This window comes from Pseudomonas sp. 300 (assembly GCF_055803035.1).
The window spans coordinates 532520-553096 of record NZ_JAVLRV010000001.1 but is presented as its reverse complement, the minus strand read 5'-3'; the positions used below and the strand labels follow the sequence as shown (position 1 = coordinate 553096).

The window sequence follows — 20577 nt, the reverse complement described above, 5'->3', positions numbered from 1 at the left end:
TCACTCGGCTGACAGACAAACGGTCGCCGCGCCTACCTGGGTAAGCGCGCACGTCCACAGGTTATTGCTGCTACAGTCAGGTCATTGACGGCCCATTTCCCGGCTGGAGTTTGTCCACGGCATGAATGAGACCAGTCCTCACCTCCTGCTCCGCGCCCCTGTCCCCGCACAGCTGCGTCTGTCGTTCTGTGAAGCCACCCCGCGCGACCTCAAGCGCTGGATTGCCAACCTGCCCAAAGCCAACATCGGCGAAACTGCTCGCCAGCTCTATCAAGGCTTGAGCGAACTGAACCAGTTGCTGACACCCAGCGACAATCGCCTGCAAATGCTCGAACTGTTAAGGCCCGAGGTGTATTACGTCTGCAAACACCTGGAGCGGCATTTCCTTCATCAGTCGATTGTCCTCGACGAGCGTTCACGCAAGATCGCCAACCTCTGCCAGGCGCTGCAAAGCCATTTGGCGATCGGCTACAAACAAATCGTCGTACGTATCACGCCACGCTTCAGCAAGGACCGCGCGCCGCTGCTGGCCCAGGCGCTGCAACGTGCGATGCATTGCCTTAACGGGCCGCTGACCCGCGCCACCCAACTCTATTGCCCGGTACCGGAAGGTGTGTGGCTGGAGTTGCATCAGCTGTACCGAATCGCCTGTGCCCATCGGCTGCAGCATCTGAACCTGCGCGATGATTTGGCGAGCCAGACGCAAAACCTGAGCATCGAACAGACTTACGTAGTCGCCCTGCTACTGGGCGCCGCACGTTGCAATCAACTGCGCCAGAACCAGATCGCGCGGCTCGCCGAAGTGCTGGAGCCGTGGAGCAAATGGGTCAAGCTGCAACCGCAAAGGCCGGCCGATGGATTATTCGCCGTCGCCCCGGAGCTCGATATCGGACCGCGTTATCGCTCGAAATTCCGTCCCGAACAACAGGAGAGCTTGCTGGGACTCGATCCGCAGCAGCTGGTCGCGGCCATCGAGGCCCATTTGCAAAAAACCGACAGCACGTCGCCACTCCCGGTGCCGGCGGGTCTGAGCCTGGATACGCTGCAACACTTGAGTGCCGCGTGGGGCCAGGCGGTCGAACGCAGCTTCCAGCGCACCGCCAGTCAGGGCAGCTTGACCTTGTGCGTGGGCATGAGCGCGCTGCACTTCTATCTGGGCGGGCAACGCCCGTTCAGCGAAATCCTGAAAAATCCCGGCGTCCGTCGTGCGCAGTTCACGGCGACGTCGCCCGCGCACCGGGAAAAAGACCAATGGAGCCATGCCTTCGACGCGGCGCCCCACGGCACTGCCGATGCGCTGCTGCCCTACGAAGAAATCGAATACCCGCAAATGCAGAATGACGACAGTCACGAAGCCTCCGACCGTAACCGCCACTTTCCGACCTACACCCTGTCCGTGATCAATCACAGCCCGGGCGGGTATTGCCTGGCCTGGCCCGGCGCAGTGCCGGCCGAGTTACAGGCTGGCGAGATGGTCGGCATCGAGGACACGGCGGGGGCAGGCTGGAGCATTGCCGTGGTGCGCTGGATTCGTCAGGTTCGCGGTGGCGGAACGCAAATGGGCCTCGAACAAGTCGCGCCTTACGCCGAACCTTGCGGCCTGCAACTGGTGCGCACCCGTGACGATCACAGTCACTACCTGCGCGGCCTGTTGTTGCCGGCCATCAGCGCGATAGATTTGCCGGCCACCCTGCTCGCCCCGCGACTGCCGTTCCAGGAAGGCCACAAGGTGTTGATCAACACCAACGGTGACGAGCGCCGGGCCGGCCTGGATCGGCGGGTGGCGAGCACCAACAGCTTCAATCAGTTCGCCTATCGTTCGCTGGAGGTGGCCAGAAACGACAACGCCGCGGGGAGCGGCGTGGTGGGTATTGAGGAGGAATTTGATTCGTTGTGGAAGACGCTTTGAGGGTGAAACCTTAAGACCGCGGTGCCGCCATCGCGGGCTTGCCCGCTCCCACAGGGATCTCCATCGTGTACAAATTTTGTACTCGCAGGCGTCACTCTGGGAGCGGGCTTGCCCGCGACAGGGCCCGATCAGGCAGCCGAGATTTCAGAGCTGCCCGTCACGATCCCGAAAGCCCAGCAGGTACAGCACGCCATCCAGCCCCAGCGTGGAAATCGCCTGCTTCGCCGACTGCTTGACCAGCGGCTTGGCGCGGAACGCCACGCCCAACCCGGCAATCGCCAGCATCGGCAAATCATTGGCGCCGTCTCCGACCGCAATGGTCTGTTCCAGACGCAAACCTTCCTTGTGCGCCAGCTCCTTCAGCAGGTCCGCCTTGCGCTGGGCATCGACGATCGGTTCGACCGCCACGCCGGTAACCTTGCCATCGACCACTTCCAGTTCATTGGCGAACACGTAGTCGATGCCCAACTTGGCCTGCAATTGCTTGGCGAAGTAGGTGAAACCGCCCGACAGAATCGCGGTCTTGTAGCCCAGACGCTTGAGCTCGGCGAACAGGGTTTCGGCGCCTTCGGTCAGGCGCAGCGAAGCACCGATCGAATCCAGTACGCTGACGTCCAGCCCTTTGAGCAAGGCCAGGCGTTCCTTGAAGCTGGCGCGGAAATCCAGTTCGCCGGCCATTGCCCGCTCGGTGATTTCAGACACCTGATCGCCCACGCCCGCCGCCTTGGCCAGCTCGTCGATCACCTCGGCTTCGATCAGCGTCGAGTCCATGTCAAACACCGCCAGGCGGCGATTACGGCGGAACAGCGAGTCTTCCTGGAAGGCGATGTCGACGTTCAATTCCTGGGCGACGCTGAGGAATTCCGCCCGCAGCGCTTGCGGATCAGCCGCTTCGCCACGCACGGAAAACTCGATGCAGCCCTTGCCCTTGTCAGCCGGGGTGTCCAGCGGCATGCGCCCGGACAAACGATCGATGTGGTCGATGTTCAGGCCATATTTGGCGGTGATCGAGCTCACAGCCTGCAATTGCCCGGCAGTCACTTTGCGGGTCAATAGCGTCACGATGTGGCGCTTCTTGCCCTGATTGCCGACCCACTGCTGGTAATCTTCTTCGGACACCGGCGTGAAACGCACCTGCTGATCAAGTTCATAGCCCTTGAACAGAATGTCCTTGAGCACCGACTGGCCTTGCTCGGTGCCAGGAATTTCAACCAGGATGCCGAACGACAGGGTGTCGTGGATCACCGCCTGACCGATGTCGAGAATGTTCACACCACCCTGGGCCAGAACACCGGTAATGGCCGCAGTCAGACCCGGACGGTCGACTCCCGTGATGTTTATCAGGACGATTTCGCGCAAGGCGCACCCCCGCAAGTGGAAAAAAACCGCATTCTACCCACTTTCAGTGACCATCGGGCACCGTGAGCGCTTTGCCGGTCTAGGGCCTGTCGCTATACTGCGCGTCAACTTCACGGACAAAAGAGCCGAGCTCAAGTGAACCGGCCCACGCCAGTAAAAACCGATAACTTCTTTCTGCTGATCTTCCGTGCACTGCGCCACCGCCGTGTACCGATTGCATTGCGCATCGCCAGCCATAACGTGATCCTGGTCGCTCTGGCCCTGGTGATCTACGCCTGCGTGATGGGTTTGCAGTTCAAGCAGGCCATGCACGAGCAGGCGGATGCCCTAGGCGAAAGCCTGACCACGCAGACCGCCACGTCCGCCACGGAGCTGTTGGTGTCCAATGACATCCTCAGTCTCAACGTGCTGCTCAACAACCTGACCAAGAACAAGCTGGTGGCCCACGCCGCCATCTACAGCGTGGATAACCGCATCCTCGCCGAAGCCGGTCAGCGTCCCAAGCACAGCCTGCTGGGCGAAGCCGAGGGCATGTACCAGAGCAAGATCACCTTCCAGGACGTGACCGCCGGGCAATTGCGCATCAGCCTGGACATGGATCAATTCCAGCAACCGATGACCATCAGCCTGCAAAGCATGGGCATCTTGAGTGCGATTCTGTTGGCGCTGTCGCTGGCCCTGAGCCTGCGCCTGGGCCGACACATTTCCACGCCGCTGCTGCAGTTGCGCGTGTGGCTGCGCAATATCGATGAATACACCCCGGCCACCGACCGCCAGGATGAAATCGGCGACCTGGCCCGCCAGCTGCACGCCAACTTCGCGCCGGAACCGGCCGAGCCTGAGCCAGAACCCGAGCTCGACGACGTTGATTACGACGAAGAATCCGATCCGGCCTTCGAAGTGCGCAACCTGCGCGACCCGAGTTTCGATGAGACCAAGCCCGTCGCCAGTCTGAAACCTGCGCCACGGCACATCGTCAGCACCGTCGAAGACGAGGATGACGATGCATTTGCCGATTTGCGCGACGAATCGACACCCGCGAAAGCAGTCGTCAGAGCGCCCGTATCGAACGTGCCGCAACACAGCGCGGTGCTGGCTGTGCAGCTCGGCGCTCAGGATCAACTGCGCCGCCTGCCCCGGGCGCGCCTGGAAGAACTGCTCAAACGCTATCGCGATTGCCTCGACCAGGCCGCTTCGCTCTATGAGGGCGAACTGCATAGCCTGAACGATGGCAGCACGCTGATGGTGTTTCACACCGAGGACAGCGGCGACGACTACCTGACCAACGCCATTTGCTGTGGCGAGCTGTTGCGGGCACTGGGCCATCAGTTGCAGATCGAAGTCGCGGACAGTGGCATCACCCTGCAATTGCAGCTGGGCCTGACGTTGGGCGATGAGCTGTTCGGTCTGAGCCAAATCGATCTCTTGCTCACCGAAACCGCCCAGGACGCCCTGGCCCTGTCGCAACACAGCCGCAATCTGCTGCTGGTGGAGCGCAAGATCGGTGACGACGCGCTGATTCGCCAGCGCGCGCGGATCCGTCCGATTGCCAGTCCTGAGGGCGCTTGTTGCGTGGAGCGGTTGATGGAGCCTTATCCATCGATGCTGGAGCGGCAACTGGCGCGGATGCATGAACGTCGGGCGTAAGTTTTAGCCCTGCTGTAAAAAAACCCGCAGACAAGAGATTGTCTGCGGGTTTTTTGTTGCCTGTTCTGGCCCCATCGCCAGCAGGCTGGCTCCCACAGGGGACATGTGTACGCCACAGATCCAATGTGGGAGCCAGCCTGCTGGCGATGGGGCCGGGACAGCCAATGAAGATCCAACCCGCAGAAACAGCAAAGCCCGCACATGGCGGGCTTTGCTGGGGATCAATCCAGGCTTAGAACCTGAACACTTCCATATCGGTACGGATCGGCGAAGCCATCGGGATCTTTGGCTGCTTTTCCTGTTCCGCCGCCGGTGCCGCGGGCTTGGACGCCGGCTTTTTTGGCGCTTCCGCAATCGGTGGCTGGTTAGCCAGCGGCTTGAGCGCCACCGACAATTGCTCGGCGAGTTTCTGCAACAACACACCCTGTGCCTGAACTTGCGCCGCCGTACCGCCAGCGTGTTGTTCCTGCAGATGAATGATGCGGTTGTCGCGAACCTGGCCGCGGCGGTCGATCAAACGCCATTGTGCATCAAGGATCGCTGGCTGCGATTCACCCGAGTCCAGCCGTGTGATGGTCAGCAGAACCTGAACATCCGGCGTGAAGCCCACGGTTGCCGGCGCCAGCACCACACGCTGGCTGTCCAGATGACCCGCCACCTGACGCAGCAACAACTGATCGATGTCGGAAGAAAGGCTGCCAGCCCAGCGACCATCGGTTGAAGCCTGAAGGCTCCCGTCAGGCTGTCGCTGCAACAGCGTTTCACGTTGCAGGTAGTCGGCAACCGTTACCGGGCCAAGTAAAACCGCCATGCCCGCGCTTTGCGCAGGTTGAGCCGGACTTCCGCTGTCCAGCTGATACAGCGACACCGGTTGGTGAGTGCTGCATCCCGCCAGGCCAAGAACGCCGGCGAGCATCAAAATAAAAGGAAGGCGCAGAGCAGTCATCGTCCCATCCAGGTGGTTGCCACAAGGCTCACCACAGTGAAAATACTCAATAAATATGAAGAACGCTCGGCCACGCCGGCGCTTGGAAAGGCCATATCATCCGTGAATATGCGTTCCGACTCCAGCGGCAAAGCGTCGATCTACGCGTTAAATCGTAGATCGAGCGCTCTAGGACGCTTAATTGAGGTTTTCGACGAGCAGCGCATCTACCCTCTGGAAGCCTCGAGGAAGTTTGTTACCCCGACGTCCACGCTCACCTTTGTAGTGTTCGAGGTCGTCCGCTTTCAGTGACAAGGTACGTTTTCCGGCCTGCAGCACCAAAGTGGCACCATCCGGCAGCACAGCGATGTCCGTGACATATTCTTCGCGGCTGGCCACACGCTCACCGGAAATCCCGATGATCTTATTGCCTTTGCCCTTACCTAATTGTGGCAGATCGCTGATTTTGAAGATCAGCAGGCGACCTTCGGTGGTCACCGAAGCCAGCCAGTTGTTCTCACGATCCGCCACCGGGCGCGGCAGAATGACCTTCGAGTTGTTCGGCAAGCTCAGCAGCGCTTTACCGGCCTTGTTCTTGGCCTGGAAGTCCTCTCCCTTGACGACGAATCCGTAACCGGCATCGGAGGCAATGACGTACAGCGAATCGTCTTCCGGCATCAGCACGCATTCAAACGTGGCACCTGGCGGCGGTGTCAGACGACCGGTCAACGGTTCACCCTGACCACGGGCCGAAGGTAATGTGTGCGAGGCCACCGAATAGCTGCGACCGGTGGAGTCGATAAACACCGCAAACTGGTTGGAGCGACCGGGCGCCAAGGCCTTGAATCCGTCCCCAGCCTTGTAGGACAGGCCGGTGGCGTCGATTTCGTGGCCTTTGGCGGAGCGAACCCAGCCTTTTTCCGACAGCACGACAGTCACTTTCTCATTTGGCAGCAGGTCGTGCTCGGTCAAGGCCTTGGCCTCGGCGCGCTCGACGATTGGCGAACGACGGTCGTCGCCGTAGGTTTCGGCGTCCTTGATCAGCTCGGTGCGCACCAGTTTCTTCAGCTTGGCTTCGCTGCCCAGCAGGGCTTGCAGCTTGGCTTGTTCCTTGAGCAGTTCATCCTGCTCGGCGCGCAGCTTCATTTCTTCCAGTCGCGCCAACTGACGCAAACGGGTGTCGAGAATGTAATCGGCCTGGATTTCGCTGAGGGCGAAACGCGCGATCAGGGCGGCTTTCGGATGTTCCTCGGTGCGGATGATGTGGATCACTTCATCGAGGTTGAGGTAGGCAATCAGCAAACCGTCCAACAGGTGCAGACGGCGCTCAACCTTGTCGAGGCGGAACTGCAGACGACGACGCACGGTTTGAACGCGGAATTCCAGCCACTCGACCAGCAACGCCCGCAGGTTTTTCAGCTGTGGCTTGCCGTCCAGACCGATGATGTTGATGTTGACTCGGTAGCTCGACTCCAGCTCGGTGCTGGCGAACAGGTGTGTCATCAATGCATCGTGGTCAAAGTTTTTCCGTGCGCCCGGAATGATCACGATCCGGCACGGGTTTTCGTGGTCGGATTCGTCGCGCAGGTCAGCGATCTGTGGGGCCTTGGACGGTTTGGCCTGCATCATCGCCGCGATCTGTTCCAGCACCTTGGCGCCCGAGACCTGATGCGGCAGCGCGGTGACGATGATGTCGCCGTCTTCGATGTGATACACGGCGCGCATACGCACCGAGCCCTTGCCGGTTTCGTACATTTTCAGCAGGTCGGCACGCGGGGTGATGATTTCCGCTTCGGTCGGGTAATCCGGGCCCTGAATGTGTTCGCAGAGCTGTTCGACGGTGGCTTTCGGTTCATCGAGCAAACGCACGCACGCCGTCGCCACTTCGCGAAGGTTGTGCGGCGGTACGTCGGTGGCCATGCCTACGGCGATACCGGTAGTGCCGTTGAGCAGGATGTTCGGCAAACGTGCCGGCAACACCAGCGGCTCGTCGAGGGTGCCGTCGAAGTTCGGGCCCCAGTCCGCGGTGCCCTGGCCCAGTTCGCTGAGCAGCACTTCGGAATAACGCGACAGCCGCGCTTCGGTGTAACGCATGGCGGCGAAGGACTTGGGATCATCCGGCGCACCCCAGTTACCCTGGCCGTCGACCAGCGTGTAGCGATAGCTGAACGGCTGGGCCATCAGGACCATGGCTTCGTAGCAAGCCGAGTCGCCGTGCGGGTGGAATTTACCGAGCACGTCACCGACGGTTCGCGCCGACTTCTTGTGCTTGGAATCGGCGTCCAGCCCCAACTCGCTCATCGCGTAGATGATGCGCCGCTGTACCGGTTTCAGGCCGTCGCCGATATGCGGCAAAGCACGGTCCATGATCACGTACATGGAGTAGTTGAGGTAGGCATTTTCGGTGAAGTCAGCCAGTGACCGGCGTTCTACACCGTCCAGGCTGAGATCAAGGGAGTCGCTCATGCGGGCCTCATCGGTTCGTTGTCTGGCGCAGCAGCATGGTGCCACCGCGCTGGGTAAATTCAAGTTTGTTCAGCGCGCTCATACCGAGCAGCACTTGCTTGCCATCCAGGCCTGGCACGACGATGGCGCGCACATCACGCAGCACAATGTCGCCCACTTGCAGGCGGTCGACACGGGTTCGATACCCTTCGGTGCGACCGTTGGCGGTGCTCAGGGTCACCCCGAAGCCCTCTTCAAGTTTCAGCCGTTTGGCCATTTCCGCCGGGATCGCCACATCGGTTGCCCCGGTATCCAGCATGAAATCCACCGGCTGACCGTTGATCTGGCCGCTGGCGACAAAGTGCCCCTGGGTATTGCTGGCCAGTTTCACTTCGATAAAACCTTCGCCCTGCTCCGAGCTGACGACGACGTTGGGATTCTGCTGTCGCTCCTCCCATTGGCCGAAAAACCGCGTCGCCAGAAACAGCGCTGCGCACCAGGCCAGCACCATGAACACCCTACCGGCGCGTTTCCCGGGCGTTTGCGGCGTCACGGCTTGGCACTCCAGCCACCTTCAGGTGCGGCAAAGCGCCAGACGATCGGGCGATACTCGCCATCCGCACGGGCGCCGTCATTATTATCAATGCCGACCCAGGCACCGCTGGCGTCGATGATCAGCGCTTCCGCCAGGCCATAGCCCTGTGGATAACGACGGTTCTCCTGCAACGCTTCGTCGGCAAACGACCAGCAACGCTCGACCTTGGCCGTCACCGCGTCACGGCGGCAAATTTCGAACGCATTGCGCTCAAGGGTAAACAGCTTGCCGTTGAACAACGACAGGTCGGCAAAATCCCGTGACACTGCCCTGGCCTTGGGAAATTTCGCCGGCTGCATTTCCATCCCGGCTTCGCTCAGCAGCACACAGCCGCCGTCGCAATCCCAGACCGTTTGCTGGCGCTTGATCAACAGCAGGCCACGGCGCTCGCGCTCGGCGGCCAACCACAACTGATCACCGGCCGGATTGATCGCCAGGCCTTCGAACAATGCGTTGAAGTGCAACAACATGCCACTGGCCCGGGCTTCGCGAACCAGCATCGGCGAGATCTTCAGCCAGGACGTCGGCCCAACGGGCGGCACTTGCAGCACCGCGGCATGGGACTCGCTGACGATGTAGCGATTGCCCGCGCTGTCGCAGGTGATGCCTTCGAAATCCAGGTCCCCGCCGCGCACGAAAGACGCCGCCCAGGTCCGCGAACGCAGGCCCCAGGGCAAACCGCTGTCCGGCACTGGCGGCACACCGATGCGCACGGTTTCCGTCTGCCAGACTGTATCGCCGGTTTCGAGGCGGTAGATCTGATCGTCATCGCGATCGGAAATCGTCCACAAATCCTTGCCACACTGCGCCAGCCCCGACAGGTTGCCGCCGCGCATGCCCTCGACGGGATGCTCGGACAACAGGCGCAACTCCGGAGCCGGCTCGGCAAACGCCGAAATGGAGGTCAGGAGTAACGCACACGCCAGGGCAAAGCCAACCCGCATCAGCCAAGAACCTCGGCCAGGTTGCCTTTGGATTCCAGCCAGGATTTACGATCACCAGCGCGCTTCTTCGCCAGCAACATGTCCATCATTTCCGAAGTCGCTTCGTAATCTTCCAGCGTCAACTGCACCAGACGCCGGGTGTTCGGGTCCATGGTGGTTTCACGCAGTTGCGGCGGGTTCATTTCACCCAGGCCTTTGAATCGGGTGACCTGCGGCTTGCCGCGTTTCTTCTCGGCCACCAAACGGTCGAGAATGCCATCGCGCTCGGCTTCGTCGAGGGCGTAGTAAATCTCTTTGCCAAGGTCGATACGGTACAGCGGCGGCATCGCGACGTAGACGTGACCGGCGTCCACCAGCGGACGGAAATGCTGGACGAACAACGCGCAAAGCAGCGTGGCAATGTGCAGACCGTCGGAGTCGGCGTCGGCGAGGATGCAGATTTTGCCGTAACGCAGCTGGGCGATGTCCGCCGAGCCCGGATCGACACCGATGGCCACGGCGATGTTGTGCACTTCCTGGCTGGCCAGCACTTCGCTGCCGTCGACTTCCCAGGTGTTGAGGATCTTGCCGCGCAACGGCAGGATCGCTTGAAACTCTTTGTCCCGCGCTTGTTTGGCGGAACCACCGGCGGAATCACCTTCCACCAGGAACAGTTCGGAACGCATCGGGTCCTGCCCGGCGCAATCGGCGAGCTTGCCCGGCAGTGCCGGCCCCGCGGTGATGCGCTTGCGCTCGACCTTCTTGCTGGCCTTCAGACGACGGCCGGCGTTGTTGATCGCCAGTTCCGCCAGGAGCATGCCGGTTTCCGGGTTCGCATTGAGCCACAGGCTGAACGCGTCCTTGACCACACCGGAAACAAACGCCGCCGCTTCACGGGACGACAGACGTTCTTTGGTCTGGCCGGAGAATTGCGGCTCCTGCATTTTCATCGAGAGCACGAAGGCGATGCGTTCCCAGACGTCTTCCGGCGCCAGCTTAACGCCGCGCGGCAGCAGGCTGCGAAATTCGCAGAACTCGCGCATCGCATCGAGCAAGCCCTGACGCAGACCATTGACGTGGGTACCGCCCTGGGCCGTCGGGATCAGGTTGACGTAGCTTTCCTGCACGCTGTCGCCACCTTCGGGCAACCACAGCAGCGCCCAGTCGACCGCTTCTTTATTACCGGCCAGGCTGCCGCAAAACGGTTCGTCCGGCAGGCGTTCGAATTCGCTGACCGCGTCCACCAGGTAGGAGCGCAGGCCATCTTCGTAATGCCATTCGACTTTCTCGCCGGTGGCCTTGTCTTCAAAACTGACCAGCAGCCCCGGGCACAGAACGGCCTTGGCCTTGAGCACGTGCTTGAGGCGGCTGATGGAGAATTTCGGTGAGTCGAAGTATTTCGGGTCCGGCGCGAAGAACACGCTGGTGCCGGTGTTGCGCTTGCCGACGGTGCCGATCACTTCCAGATCGGTTTTCTTGTAACCGTCAGCGAAAGTCATCTGGTATTCGTTGCCGTCACGTTTTACGCGCACCCGGACTTCGGTCGACAAGGCGTTGACCACGGAAATACCCACCCCGTGCAGACCGCCGGAGAACTGGTAGTTCTTGTTGGAAAACTTGCCGCCCGCGTGGAGTTTGGTGAGGATCAGCTCGACGCCCGACACACCCTCTTCCGGGTGAATGTCCACCGGCATGCCACGCCCGTCATCGCTGACTTCCAGGGAGTGGTCGGCGTGCAGGATGACCTGCACCGAGGTCGCATGCCCGGCCAAGGCTTCGTCGACGCTGTTGTCGATGACTTCCTGGGCGAGGTGGTTTGGCCGACTGGTGTCGGTGTACATGCCGGGGCGTTTGCGCACCGGGTCGAGGCCCGAGAGGACTTCGATGGCGTCTGCGTTATAAGAGCTAGCGCTGGGAGTGGCCATGGGGTCTCGTCGTCAAATGTTCTATGAAATAGAGGCGAAGGTTCACAGTGCTGTGAAATCAATCGCCTGATACAAATCTGCGCCGATGCCGGCGAAACTCAGCATTGCCGGCAATTGTCCGGCAAAACCCTGAAAACTATGGTCGCCGCCGGCCTGAATGCGCAAGGCACAGGCCCGGTAATACTGTTGGGCGTGGCGATAATCCAGCGTTTCGTCGCCGGTCTGCAACCACACCTGATACCGCTGCGGGTCCCGGGGCGCTGGCACTTCCAGCTCGGCCAGGGCCGTCACGTGGTCGTGGGTCAATTCCCAGGCTTCATCGGTATACAGGTTTTTCTGTGTCCCCAGATACCCGTCGAACATCCGGTGCGGGCTGACGGCGGGGTTGATCAACAGAGCTTTCAAGCCATGGCGCTCGGCCAAGTGAGTCGCATAGTAGCCGCCGAGTGAGCTGCCGACCAGCAGTGGCCGCCCAAGCTCCAAAATCGCTTGCTCGAGCTGACCGATGGCCTCGCGCGGATGGTGATGCAGGGCCGGAACGCGCAGCTGATCGCTCAAGCCCAGACGCTCCATCACTTCGATCAACTGAGTGGCCTTTTTTGACGAAGGCGCGCTGTTGAAACCGTGGATATAGAGGATCGAACCGGACATTTGAACTCCCTGTGCGTCGGGTAAAGAAGGCGGAGTTTACAGGGTGCCAGGGGAATCGGGGATATCCGCGACATTCATGTCGTCTGAGCGGACGCCATCGCCAGCAGGCTGGCTCCCACAGGGATTTGTGCACGACGCGGATTCATTGTGGGAGCCAGCCCGCTGGCGAAGGCAGCACCACAGATATTCAGTAGCCGCTGGAACCGTAATCGACCGTGTAATCGAAGCCGGTCACGCGCTCCACGCCGGTTTCAATCTGTCCATTTGGCAACAGCCGCAACCAGCGATACCCCGGCGCCTGTTCGCCGACCTTGAAATCCTCACTCCCCGGTTCGAACTGAATGCAGGTCGATGGTGAGGCAATCAGGCGCACGTCGTTGCGCACTTGATCGATTTCCTGATGCACATGCCCCCACAGCACCGCGCGCACTTGCGGGAACCGGTCCAGCACGGCAAACAGCCCTTCTGGATTGCGCAACCCGATCGGTTCCATCCACGCACACCCGATCGACACCGGATGATGATGGAAGCACACCAGATGATGGCGCTCCGGAGCCTCGCTTAACGAACGCGCCAGCAGCTGCAACTGTTCATCCTGCAAATACCCCGGCACCGAACCCGGCACCGCCGAGTCGAGCAAGGTGACGCGCCAATTGCCGATATCCACCACCGGCTCCAGCAACGCGCTCTGCACCGCGGCTTTGGCCATGATCTGCGGCTCATCGTGATTGCCGGGGATCCAGCGCGCTGGCGCATCGAGTTGCCGGGTCAGGTCGCGAAACTGCCGGTACGACTCCAGCGTCCCGTCCTGGGAAAGGTCGCCACTGGCGATGATCAGATCGATCTGCGGCTGTTGCTGCCTGACCAGCTCGATGACCTGTTGCAGGCTGTCGCGCGTATTCATGCCCAGCAACGTGCCGTCCGCTTCGGCAAACAGATGGCTGTCGGACAGTTGCACCAGCAACGCCGAATCGGCGGGGGTCAATGTGGATACGCTTGGCAAGGCGTTCTCCCAAGGCTGAATCACGGGATGTGTGGAATGCCGCAAGTATGCTGGGGGACGCTCAAAAGAGGAAATGTGTGAACCTGACGCAGTTCACAACAACGTCAACGAACGACTTCGTACTCGTGCCCCAGCGCCAGGCAATGGCTCAGCCACTCCCCCAGAAACATGTTCAGCTGGGCCTTTTCGTCCGGCTGATGCATCGCGGCGTTCGGGTAAGGATAGATGCCGCGAAAGCGTCGCGCATGTTCGGCGCTGACCACTTCGGCCATGCAGGCGTCGTGATAGACCTGCACTTCCAGTTGCGGCACCGGCAACCACGGCAAGCTATGTTCCTGGCGCACTTGCAGGGTGGTGGTGTACGGACAGACCTGCAGCACTTCCAGCGCCAGCACGCCGAGCATCTGCTCGCCATGGGTCACGGCAATGCGCCGCGCCGCCGGTTCGTTGCGCATGTCCGGCAACAGTCGCATCAGGCGCGCGTAGTTGGCCTCGCAAGAGGCTTGCAGCCCCACGAGGTCCACCCTGTAACGATCGCGCAACGTGTTTACGACCATAACCCCCTCACTTCAACGCGGTTCAATGCCAGCCATTGCAAGGCAATGATGCTGGGCGCGTTGGCAATTCGTCCGTCGCGTACGGCTTGCAAGGCATCTTCGAACGCCCAGACCGTAACGCGGATATCTTCTGCTTCTTCCTCCAGCCCATGCAGGCCGCCGACCCCGGTTGTCTCGCAACGCCCCAGGTACAAATGCACGAATTCATTACTACCGCCCGGCGATGGAAAATACTTGGTCATCGGCCACAGCGCCCCGAATACAAGCCCAGCTTCCTCCTGCGCTTCGCGGTGAGCAACTTCTTCCGGTTGTTCATCCTTGTCGATCAGACCAGCGACCAGTTCAACCAGCCATGGATTGTCGGTCTTGCCCATGGCGCCCACGCGAAACTGTTCGATCAGCACCACTTCGTCGCGTTGCGGATCGTAAGGCAGCACGCAGACGGCATCGTGGCGAACAAACACTTCACGATTGATTTCGCGGCTCATGCCACCGGCGAACAATTCGTGGCGCAAGTGCACGCGGTCGAGCTTGTAAAAGCCCTCGTAGCACTTTTCGCGCCGAACGATCTCAACGGCGGTCGGAATGGCGTTGGCAAAATCAGTCATGGCAATCCTCGTATCTGCTCCGAGGCTCCTGCCTCGACTTCGCGCCATCCTAACGCGCCCGTGACGTTTGATGCAGCCCCTTTCCCGTCAGCGGGATAGACGGTGAGGGCGAAACCAACTCTAATTAGCTTAGTGGCGAACTGACTGCTTCGTTGAGAGTCGAAGCGGGTAACTTTTCGCCTTTCCCTGTTTTATGAAGGACGCCCATGTCGCTTTTTAAAATCGCCTCCGTGGCCGCAATCGCCCTGACCCTGGGCGCTTGCCAAAGCCTGTTCCAGCCCAACTACCGGGCGCCGCTGGAAACCACCCGCGATGCCGCAGAAACGCTGAAGCCGGGCTGCACAACTCCGGACTGCCCGCTGGTAAACATCGACACGCTACGCTTCCCGGCCGAGCCTCAGCTTGACGGTATCGTCGAAAAACGCCTGCTGCAAATGACCCGCACCTCGCCCGACGCCCCTGCGGCACCGACGCTGGCGGCCTATCGCGATGAGTTTTTGCGCACCGCCGGCCCGCGCTACAGCAGTTACTTGCAAGCCAAGGTACGTGAGCAGCATGACGGCTTGGTGATCGTCGAATTTTCCAGCTACCTGGACACCGGCGGTGCACATGGCACGCCGGGCCGCAGCTTTATCAACTATTCGCGCCAGCAGCATAAAGTGCTGACCCTGTCCGACATGTTGCTGCCGGGTCAGGAAGAGGCCTTCTGGAAAGCGGCACAGGTGGCGCACAACAGCTGGCTGATCAGCACCAAGCTCGATCAGGAACCGGAGTTCGTGAAGCAGTGGCCGTTCCAGAAAACCCAGAACGTGGCGCTGACCTACGGCGGGGTGATCCTCAAGTACGAAGTGAGCACCATCGCGCCTTACGCGCTGGGCCACGTCGAACTGAAGATCCCTTACCCGCGCCTGAACGGCATTCTCAAGCCCGAGCTGTTTCCCGGCCGTAACTGAAGGCCCGGCCCAGCACCAGCTGCAGCAGCCCTGCCAGAATCAACGACGGCAGGGTTGCGCCGATGTCCGGATACAGATTGGCCAGCAAGTGATAGGTGCTCACCCCGCCCAACCAGGCGAGCAACGCCGGCCAGCGCAATGCGGCTGACGCCACGTGAGCAGAACGCTTGCGCAAGATGAAGTGATCCACCAGCACCACGCCGAACAGCGGCGCAAACACCGAACCGATCAACAACAGGAAGTTCTGGTACTGAGCCAATGGCGCCAACAAGGCGATCAGGGTGCAGACCACGCCGATGGCCAATGCCAGGTGTTCGACTTTCAAACGCAGCAAAATCCCGCTGGAAACCGCCGCCGAGTGAATGTCGGCAAACGCATTTTCCGATTCATCCAATAGAATCAGCAGCAGCGGAATCCCCAGGCCGGCACCGGCCAATGCCAACAGCAAGGCATTCACTTCACCGCTCGGCGCGAACGCCAGGGTGTAGGCCACGCCTAGGCTCATCAGCCAGAAGTTACCGATAAAGAAGCCAATCGCCGTACCGCCGAACACGTTTTTCGCGCGCTTGCCGAAACGCGAATAGTCGGCAATCAGCGGCAACCACGACAGCGGCATCGCGATGGCAATGTCGAAGCCCACGGCGAACGGCATCGAACCGTCCCCGGCCTGCGCCCACAAAGCCGCCAGATCTGCTTTGGCGAAGAGGTTCCAGGTCAGCCAGATGCACGCGGCCAGCAACAGCCAGATGCCCCACTTGCGCAGGATCTGCCGTACGAAGGTCAACGGACCGCTGACCGCCAGCAAGGTCGCCAAGGCACCGAAGAACAATGTCCACAGCAGCGGGCTGGAGAACAGACTGCCTTCGCTGAAGGCACGGGCGCCGAGCAGGCTGGCAGCGTCGCGCATGACGATGATTTCGAACGAACCCCAACCGATCAGTTGCAGCAGATTCAGCACCGCGGGCAGGCTCGCACCACGCTTGCCGAGGCTGAGTTTGAGCGCGGCCATCGACGACAGGCCGGTATCGCTGCCGATCACGCCGACAGCGGCCAGCAGCAGAACGCCGACCAGTGTGCCGAGGAAGATCGCCAGCAACGAGCCGGACAGGCCAAGACCTGGCGCGAGCAATGCGCCGGTCTGCAAAACCATCAGGCCGATGCCGAGGGAAAACCACAGGGAAAACAGATCGCGGCCACCGAACACACGTTTGTCAGCGGGCACCGCGATGTCGGGGGAATAAGTGCTGGGTTGAATGCTCAAGGGTGTTATCTCAGAGGGACATTTTTTGTTTTTTTTGATCGCTATCGCCAGCAGGCTGGCTCCCACAGGGGACTTGTGAACAGCACAAATCCAGTGTGGGGCCAGCCTGCTGGCGATGGGGCCTGTGCAGGCCCCACCTTATTCAGGTCAGATCAAACCTTCTTGTACAGCTGACTGCCTTCCTGCTTGAACCGCTCGGCCTGGTCAGCCAATCCCTGGGCGACTTCGGCGTCGACGGTTTCGATCCGCTGGTTGGCCGCGTATTCGCGGACTTCCTGGGTGATTTTCATCGAGCAGAATTTCGGCCCGCACATCGAACAGAAATGCGCGACCTTGGCCGAATCCTTCGGCAGGGTTTCATCGTGATACGAACGGGCGGTGTCCGGATCAAGGCCCAGGTTGAACTGGTCCTCCCAACGGAATTCGAAGCGCGCCTTGCTCAAGGCATTGTCGCGAATCTGCGCGCCCGGATGCCCCTTCGCCAGATCGGCGGCATGCGCGGCGATCTTGTAGGTGATGATCCCGGTCTTCACGTCATCCTTGTTCGGCAGGCCCAAGTGTTCCTTCGGCGTCACGTAGCAAAGCATCGCGCAGCCGAACCAGCCGATCATTGCCGCGCCGATACCGGAGGTGATGTGGTCGTAGCCCGGCGCAATGTCGGTGGTCAGCGGGCCGAGGGTGTAGAACGGCGCCTCGTCGCAGCACTCGAGCTGCTTGTCCATGTTCTCTTTGATCAACTGCATCGGCACGTGGCCCGGGCCTTCGATCATGCATTGCACGTCGTGCTTCCAGGCAATCTTGGTCAGCTCACCGAGGGTTTCCAGCTCACCGAATTGCGCGGCGTCGTTGGCGTCGGCAATCGACCCCGGACGCAGGCCGTCGCCCAGCGAGAAGCTGACGTCGTAGGCCTTCATGATTTCGCAGATGTCTTCGAAATGAGTGTAGAGGAAGTTCTCTTTGTGGTGCGCCAGGCACCACTTGGCCATGATCGAACCGCCACGGGACACGATCCCGGTCACGCGCTTGGCGGTCAGCGGCACGTAGCGCAACAGCACGCCGGCGTGGATGGTGAAGTAGTCGACGCCCTGCTCGGCCTGTTCGATCAGCGTGTCGCGGAACAGCTCCCAGGTAAGGTCTTCGGCAGCGCCGCCGACTTTTTCCAGCGCCTGGTAGATCGGCACCGTACCGATCGGCACCGGCGAGTTGCGGATGATCCACTCGCGGGTTTCGTGAATGTGCTTGCCGGTGGACAGGTCCATGACCGTGTCCGAACCCCAGCGAATGCCCCAGGTCAGTTTCGCCACTTCTTCTTCGATGGACGAACCCAAGGCACTGTTGCCGATGTTGCCGTTGATCTTCACCAGGAAGTTACGGCCGATGATCATCGGTTCCAGTTCGGTGTGGTTGATGTTGGCCGGGATGATTGCGCGACCGCGGGCGATCTCGTCACGGACGAATTCGGGGGTGATGATTTTCGGCACGCTGGCACCGAAGCTGTGACCGGCGTGTTGCTGGTCCAGCAGCCCGGCGGCGCGGGCCACTTCGAGCTTCATGTTTTCGCGGATGGCGACGTATTCCATCTCGGCGGTGATGATGCCTTTGCGGGCGTAGTGCATCTGACTGACGTTGGCCCCGGCCTTGGCGCGGCGCGGGTTGTTCACGTGGGCGAAACGCAGCTTGGTCAGCTCGGCATCGGCGAGGCGTTCCTGGCCAAAGTTGGAGCTCAGGCCCGGCAGACGCTCAGTGTCACCACGGGATTCGATCCACGGCGAACGCACGTCGGCCAGGCCTTTGCGCACGTCGATGATAACGTTGGGGTCGGTGTACGGGCCCGAGGTGTCGTACACGACGACAGGCGCGTTGATCTCACCGCCGAAGTCGGTCGGGGTCACGTCGAGGCTGATTTCGCGCATCGGCACGAGGATGTCCGGGCGAGAGCCCTGAACATAGATTTTTTGCGAGCGGGTAAACGGCTGAACCGATTGTTGATCGACTTGGGCCGAGTCACTCAGGTTCGTTATGTTTTTTGGTTTTATCGTCATCACGGGCTCTCCGAACACATCCAGGCAGTGGATTTTTGTCGGAGCGAACCTGTAATCGAATGGACGCACGGGTGCTGGAAATACCAGTCGTGCTGTGCTCAGTGCTCGAGGGGTGTTCGATTGTCGAACAACATCCCGGACGAAGCACAAGAGGACTCGCCGGGTGACGAGAAATCTTGTTCCCTACGCAGGCGTTAACCTGATCAGGTTCAACGGGATCCGAAATTATTCGATCTCAGCCTCATAGCAAGGCACCCCGACAAGAACCCGGCCAGTCTAGACACAACTGACAAAGAACGCCAACACCGCGGTAAACACCATGATGAATGGCGCAATTACAGGATTGTTGCGGAACGAGCGTGCAACTACACTCGCAACGGCCATGCCGCGCATTGACGCTGGGTGGTCTGCGCCGTACCTTTGGCGCTCAAATTATCAGCGTAATTTTTAGGGATGGCCTCATGCTGCGCAAACTCTCACTGGCCGTTGCCGTGTCTTGTGCTTCCAATGGAATGGCCTGGGCAGCAGAAGCGCCCTTATCGACCAAAACCGATCTGGTCAGCGTCTACCAGGAAGCGGTGGACAACAACGCCGACCTGGCCGCCGCCCGCGCCCAGTACGGCGCTCAGAAAGAAGTCGTGCCTCAGGCTCGCGCCGGCTTGCTGCCGAACATCTCCGGTGGTGCCCAGGTGGCCAATGTGCGCACCGATATCGATCAACCGGCGGCGGTCGCCAACCGCAGCGCCAACTCCTATCAGGCGACATTGGCTCAGCCGCTGTTTCGTGCTGATCGCTGGTTCCAGTATCAGGCCGCCAAGGACGTCAATGAGCAGGCAGCCCTGCAACTCTCGGCGACCGAGCAAAACCTGATTCTGCAAACCGCTGAAAACTACTTCAACGTGCTGCGCAGCCAGGACACCCTGGCCTCGACCAAGGCTGAAGAAGCGGCGTTCAAGCGTCAGCTCGACCAGTCCAACGAGCGCTTTGATGTCGGTCTGTCGGACAAGACCGACGTGCTGCAATCGCAAGCCAGTTACGACACGGCACGGGCCAACCGGATCGTTGCCCAGCGTCAGGTGGATGATGCGTTTGAAGCATTGATCACGTTGACCAACCGTCAGTACAACTCGATTCAGGGCATCGTCCACACCTTGCCGATCCTGCCGCCGGCGCCGAACGACGCCAAGGCCTGGGTCGACACCGCCGCCAAACAGAACCTGAACCTGCTGGCCAGCAACTACGCGGTCAGCGCTGCCGAAGAAACCCTCAAGCAGCGCAAGGCCGGCCACGCGCCAACGGTGGATGCGGTGGCCAAATATGAGAAAGGCGACAACGACGCCTTTGGTTTCAGCAACCCGAATGCCTTCGGCCAGTCTTATGGCGGCCCTGTCGAGCAGCGCACCCTGGCCTTGCAACTGAACATCCCGATCTACAGCGGCGGGCTGACCAGTTCGCAGGTTCGCGAGTCGTACTCGCGCCTGGACCAGACTGAACAACAGCGTGAAGGCCTGCGTCGGCAAGTGGTGGAAAACACCCGCAACCTGCACCGCGCGGTGAACACCGATGTGGAACAGGTGCAAGCGCGCAAGCAGTCGATCATCTCCAACCAGAGCGCAGTGGAAGCGACTGAAATCGGGTATCAGGTGGGCACACGCAACATCGTTGATGTGCTCGATGCCCAGCGTCAGCTGTACACCTCGGTGCGCAATTACAACAACACCCGCTACGACTACATCCTCGACAACCTGCGCCTGAAACAGGCCGCTGGCACGTT

Annotated in this window: 16 protein-coding genes and 1 riboswitch; of the genes, 4 read left to right on the top strand and 12 right to left on the bottom strand. The window is 60.7% G+C overall.

Annotated features, from left to right (window positions below; genetic code table 11):
- Window positions 1-121 precede the first annotated feature (121 nt).
- The gene (locus Q7W83_RS02515; RefSeq protein WP_150632398.1) at window positions 122-1909 is read left to right on the top strand and encodes a molecular chaperone; all 1788 of its coding nucleotides are present in this window, start codon (window positions 122-124) and stop codon (window positions 1907-1909) included.
- Between the two features lie 144 nt (window positions 1910-2053).
- Here the strand turns inward: Q7W83_RS02515 and serB are convergent, their stop codons facing one another.
- Window positions 2054-3268 carry a phosphoserine phosphatase SerB gene (gene serB / locus Q7W83_RS02510; protein ID WP_150632397.1) on the bottom strand — a complete coding sequence of 405 codons (1215 nt, stop codon included), beginning with the start codon at window positions 3266-3268 and terminating at the stop codon, window positions 2054-2056.
- A 135-nt stretch (window positions 3269-3403) separates the two neighbouring features.
- Between serB and Q7W83_RS02505 the strand changes: the two genes are divergently transcribed.
- Window positions 3404-4915 carry an AhpA/YtjB family protein gene (locus tag Q7W83_RS02505; protein WP_473655630.1) on the top strand — a complete coding sequence of 504 codons (1512 nt, stop codon included), beginning with the start codon at window positions 3404-3406 and terminating at the stop codon, window positions 4913-4915.
- A gap of 232 nt (window positions 4916-5147) precedes the next feature.
- Here Q7W83_RS02505 and Q7W83_RS02500 read toward each other — a convergent pair whose 3' ends face one another.
- The 9 genes from Q7W83_RS02500 to Q7W83_RS02460 form a co-directional block, all read right to left on the bottom strand.
- Window positions 5148-5861: a PqiC family protein gene (locus Q7W83_RS02500; protein WP_150632395.1), complete on the bottom strand. Its 714-nt coding sequence runs from the start codon at window positions 5859-5861 to the stop codon at window positions 5148-5150.
- 177 nt (window positions 5862-6038) lie between these two features.
- Window positions 6039-8306 carry a DNA topoisomerase IV subunit A gene (gene parC / locus Q7W83_RS02495; protein ID WP_150632394.1) on the bottom strand — a complete coding sequence of 756 codons (2268 nt, stop codon included), beginning with the start codon at window positions 8304-8306 and terminating at the stop codon, window positions 6039-6041.
- Between the two features lie 7 nt (window positions 8307-8313).
- Entirely contained in the window at window positions 8314-8838 is a 525-nt protein-coding gene (locus Q7W83_RS02490) for a retropepsin-like aspartic protease family protein (RefSeq protein ID WP_150632393.1), read from the bottom strand.
- A complete protein-coding gene (locus Q7W83_RS02485; protein WP_150632392.1) occupies window positions 8835-9824 on the bottom strand; it encodes an esterase-like activity of phytase family protein in 990 nt (329 codons plus the stop codon). The genes Q7W83_RS02490 and Q7W83_RS02485 overlap by 4 nt, the downstream gene beginning before the upstream one ends.
- A complete protein-coding gene (gene parE, locus Q7W83_RS02480; protein ID WP_150639564.1) occupies window positions 9824-11728 on the bottom strand; it encodes a DNA topoisomerase IV subunit B in 1905 nt (634 codons plus the stop codon). Before parE ends, Q7W83_RS02485 begins: the two co-directional genes overlap by 1 nt.
- A gap of 42 nt (window positions 11729-11770) precedes the next feature.
- Complete coding sequence (locus Q7W83_RS02475) at window positions 11771-12379, bottom strand: YqiA/YcfP family alpha/beta fold hydrolase (RefSeq protein ID WP_150632390.1); 609 nt, start codon at window positions 12377-12379, stop codon at window positions 11771-11773.
- A gap of 187 nt (window positions 12380-12566) precedes the next feature.
- The gene (cpdA, locus tag Q7W83_RS02470; RefSeq protein WP_150632389.1) at window positions 12567-13382 is read right to left on the bottom strand and encodes a 3',5'-cyclic-AMP phosphodiesterase; all 816 of its coding nucleotides are present in this window, start codon (window positions 13380-13382) and stop codon (window positions 12567-12569) included.
- Window positions 13383-13486: 104 nt separating this feature from the next.
- The gene (locus Q7W83_RS02465; RefSeq protein ID WP_150632388.1) at window positions 13487-13939 is read right to left on the bottom strand and encodes a DUF1249 domain-containing protein; all 453 of its coding nucleotides are present in this window, start codon (window positions 13937-13939) and stop codon (window positions 13487-13489) included.
- Window positions 13930-14547, bottom strand: coding sequence for an NUDIX domain-containing protein (locus Q7W83_RS02460; protein WP_150632387.1), 618 nt, complete (start codon window positions 14545-14547; stop codon window positions 13930-13932). The genes Q7W83_RS02465 and Q7W83_RS02460 overlap by 10 nt, the downstream gene beginning before the upstream one ends.
- A 206-nt stretch (window positions 14548-14753) precedes the next feature.
- Between Q7W83_RS02460 and Q7W83_RS02455 the strand changes: the two genes are divergently transcribed.
- Window positions 14754-15500: an RsiV family protein gene (locus Q7W83_RS02455; RefSeq protein ID WP_150632386.1), complete on the top strand. Its 747-nt coding sequence runs from the start codon at window positions 14754-14756 to the stop codon at window positions 15498-15500.
- Here the strand turns inward: Q7W83_RS02455 and cytX are convergent.
- Together cytX and thiC are read right to left on the bottom strand one after the other, a co-directional pair.
- Window positions 15469-16761 carry a putative hydroxymethylpyrimidine transporter CytX gene (gene cytX, locus Q7W83_RS02450; protein WP_150632385.1) on the bottom strand — a complete coding sequence of 431 codons (1293 nt, stop codon included), beginning with the start codon at window positions 16759-16761 and terminating at the stop codon, window positions 15469-15471. The two genes, Q7W83_RS02455 and cytX, sit on opposite strands and share 32 nt — an antisense overlap.
- Before the next feature lie 152 nt (window positions 16762-16913).
- Window positions 16914-18803, bottom strand: coding sequence for a phosphomethylpyrimidine synthase ThiC (thiC, locus tag Q7W83_RS02445; protein ID WP_150632384.1), 1890 nt, complete (start codon window positions 18801-18803; stop codon window positions 16914-16916).
- A 163-nt stretch (window positions 18804-18966) separates the two neighbouring features.
- A riboswitch (TPP riboswitch) is annotated at window positions 18967-19072 on the bottom strand.
- Window positions 19073-19264: 192 nt separating this feature from the next.
- Here thiC and Q7W83_RS02440 point away from each other — a divergent pair.
- Window positions 19265-20577: TolC family outer membrane protein (locus Q7W83_RS02440; RefSeq protein WP_473655629.1), on the top strand; the 1313-nt coding region annotated here is incomplete at its 3' end.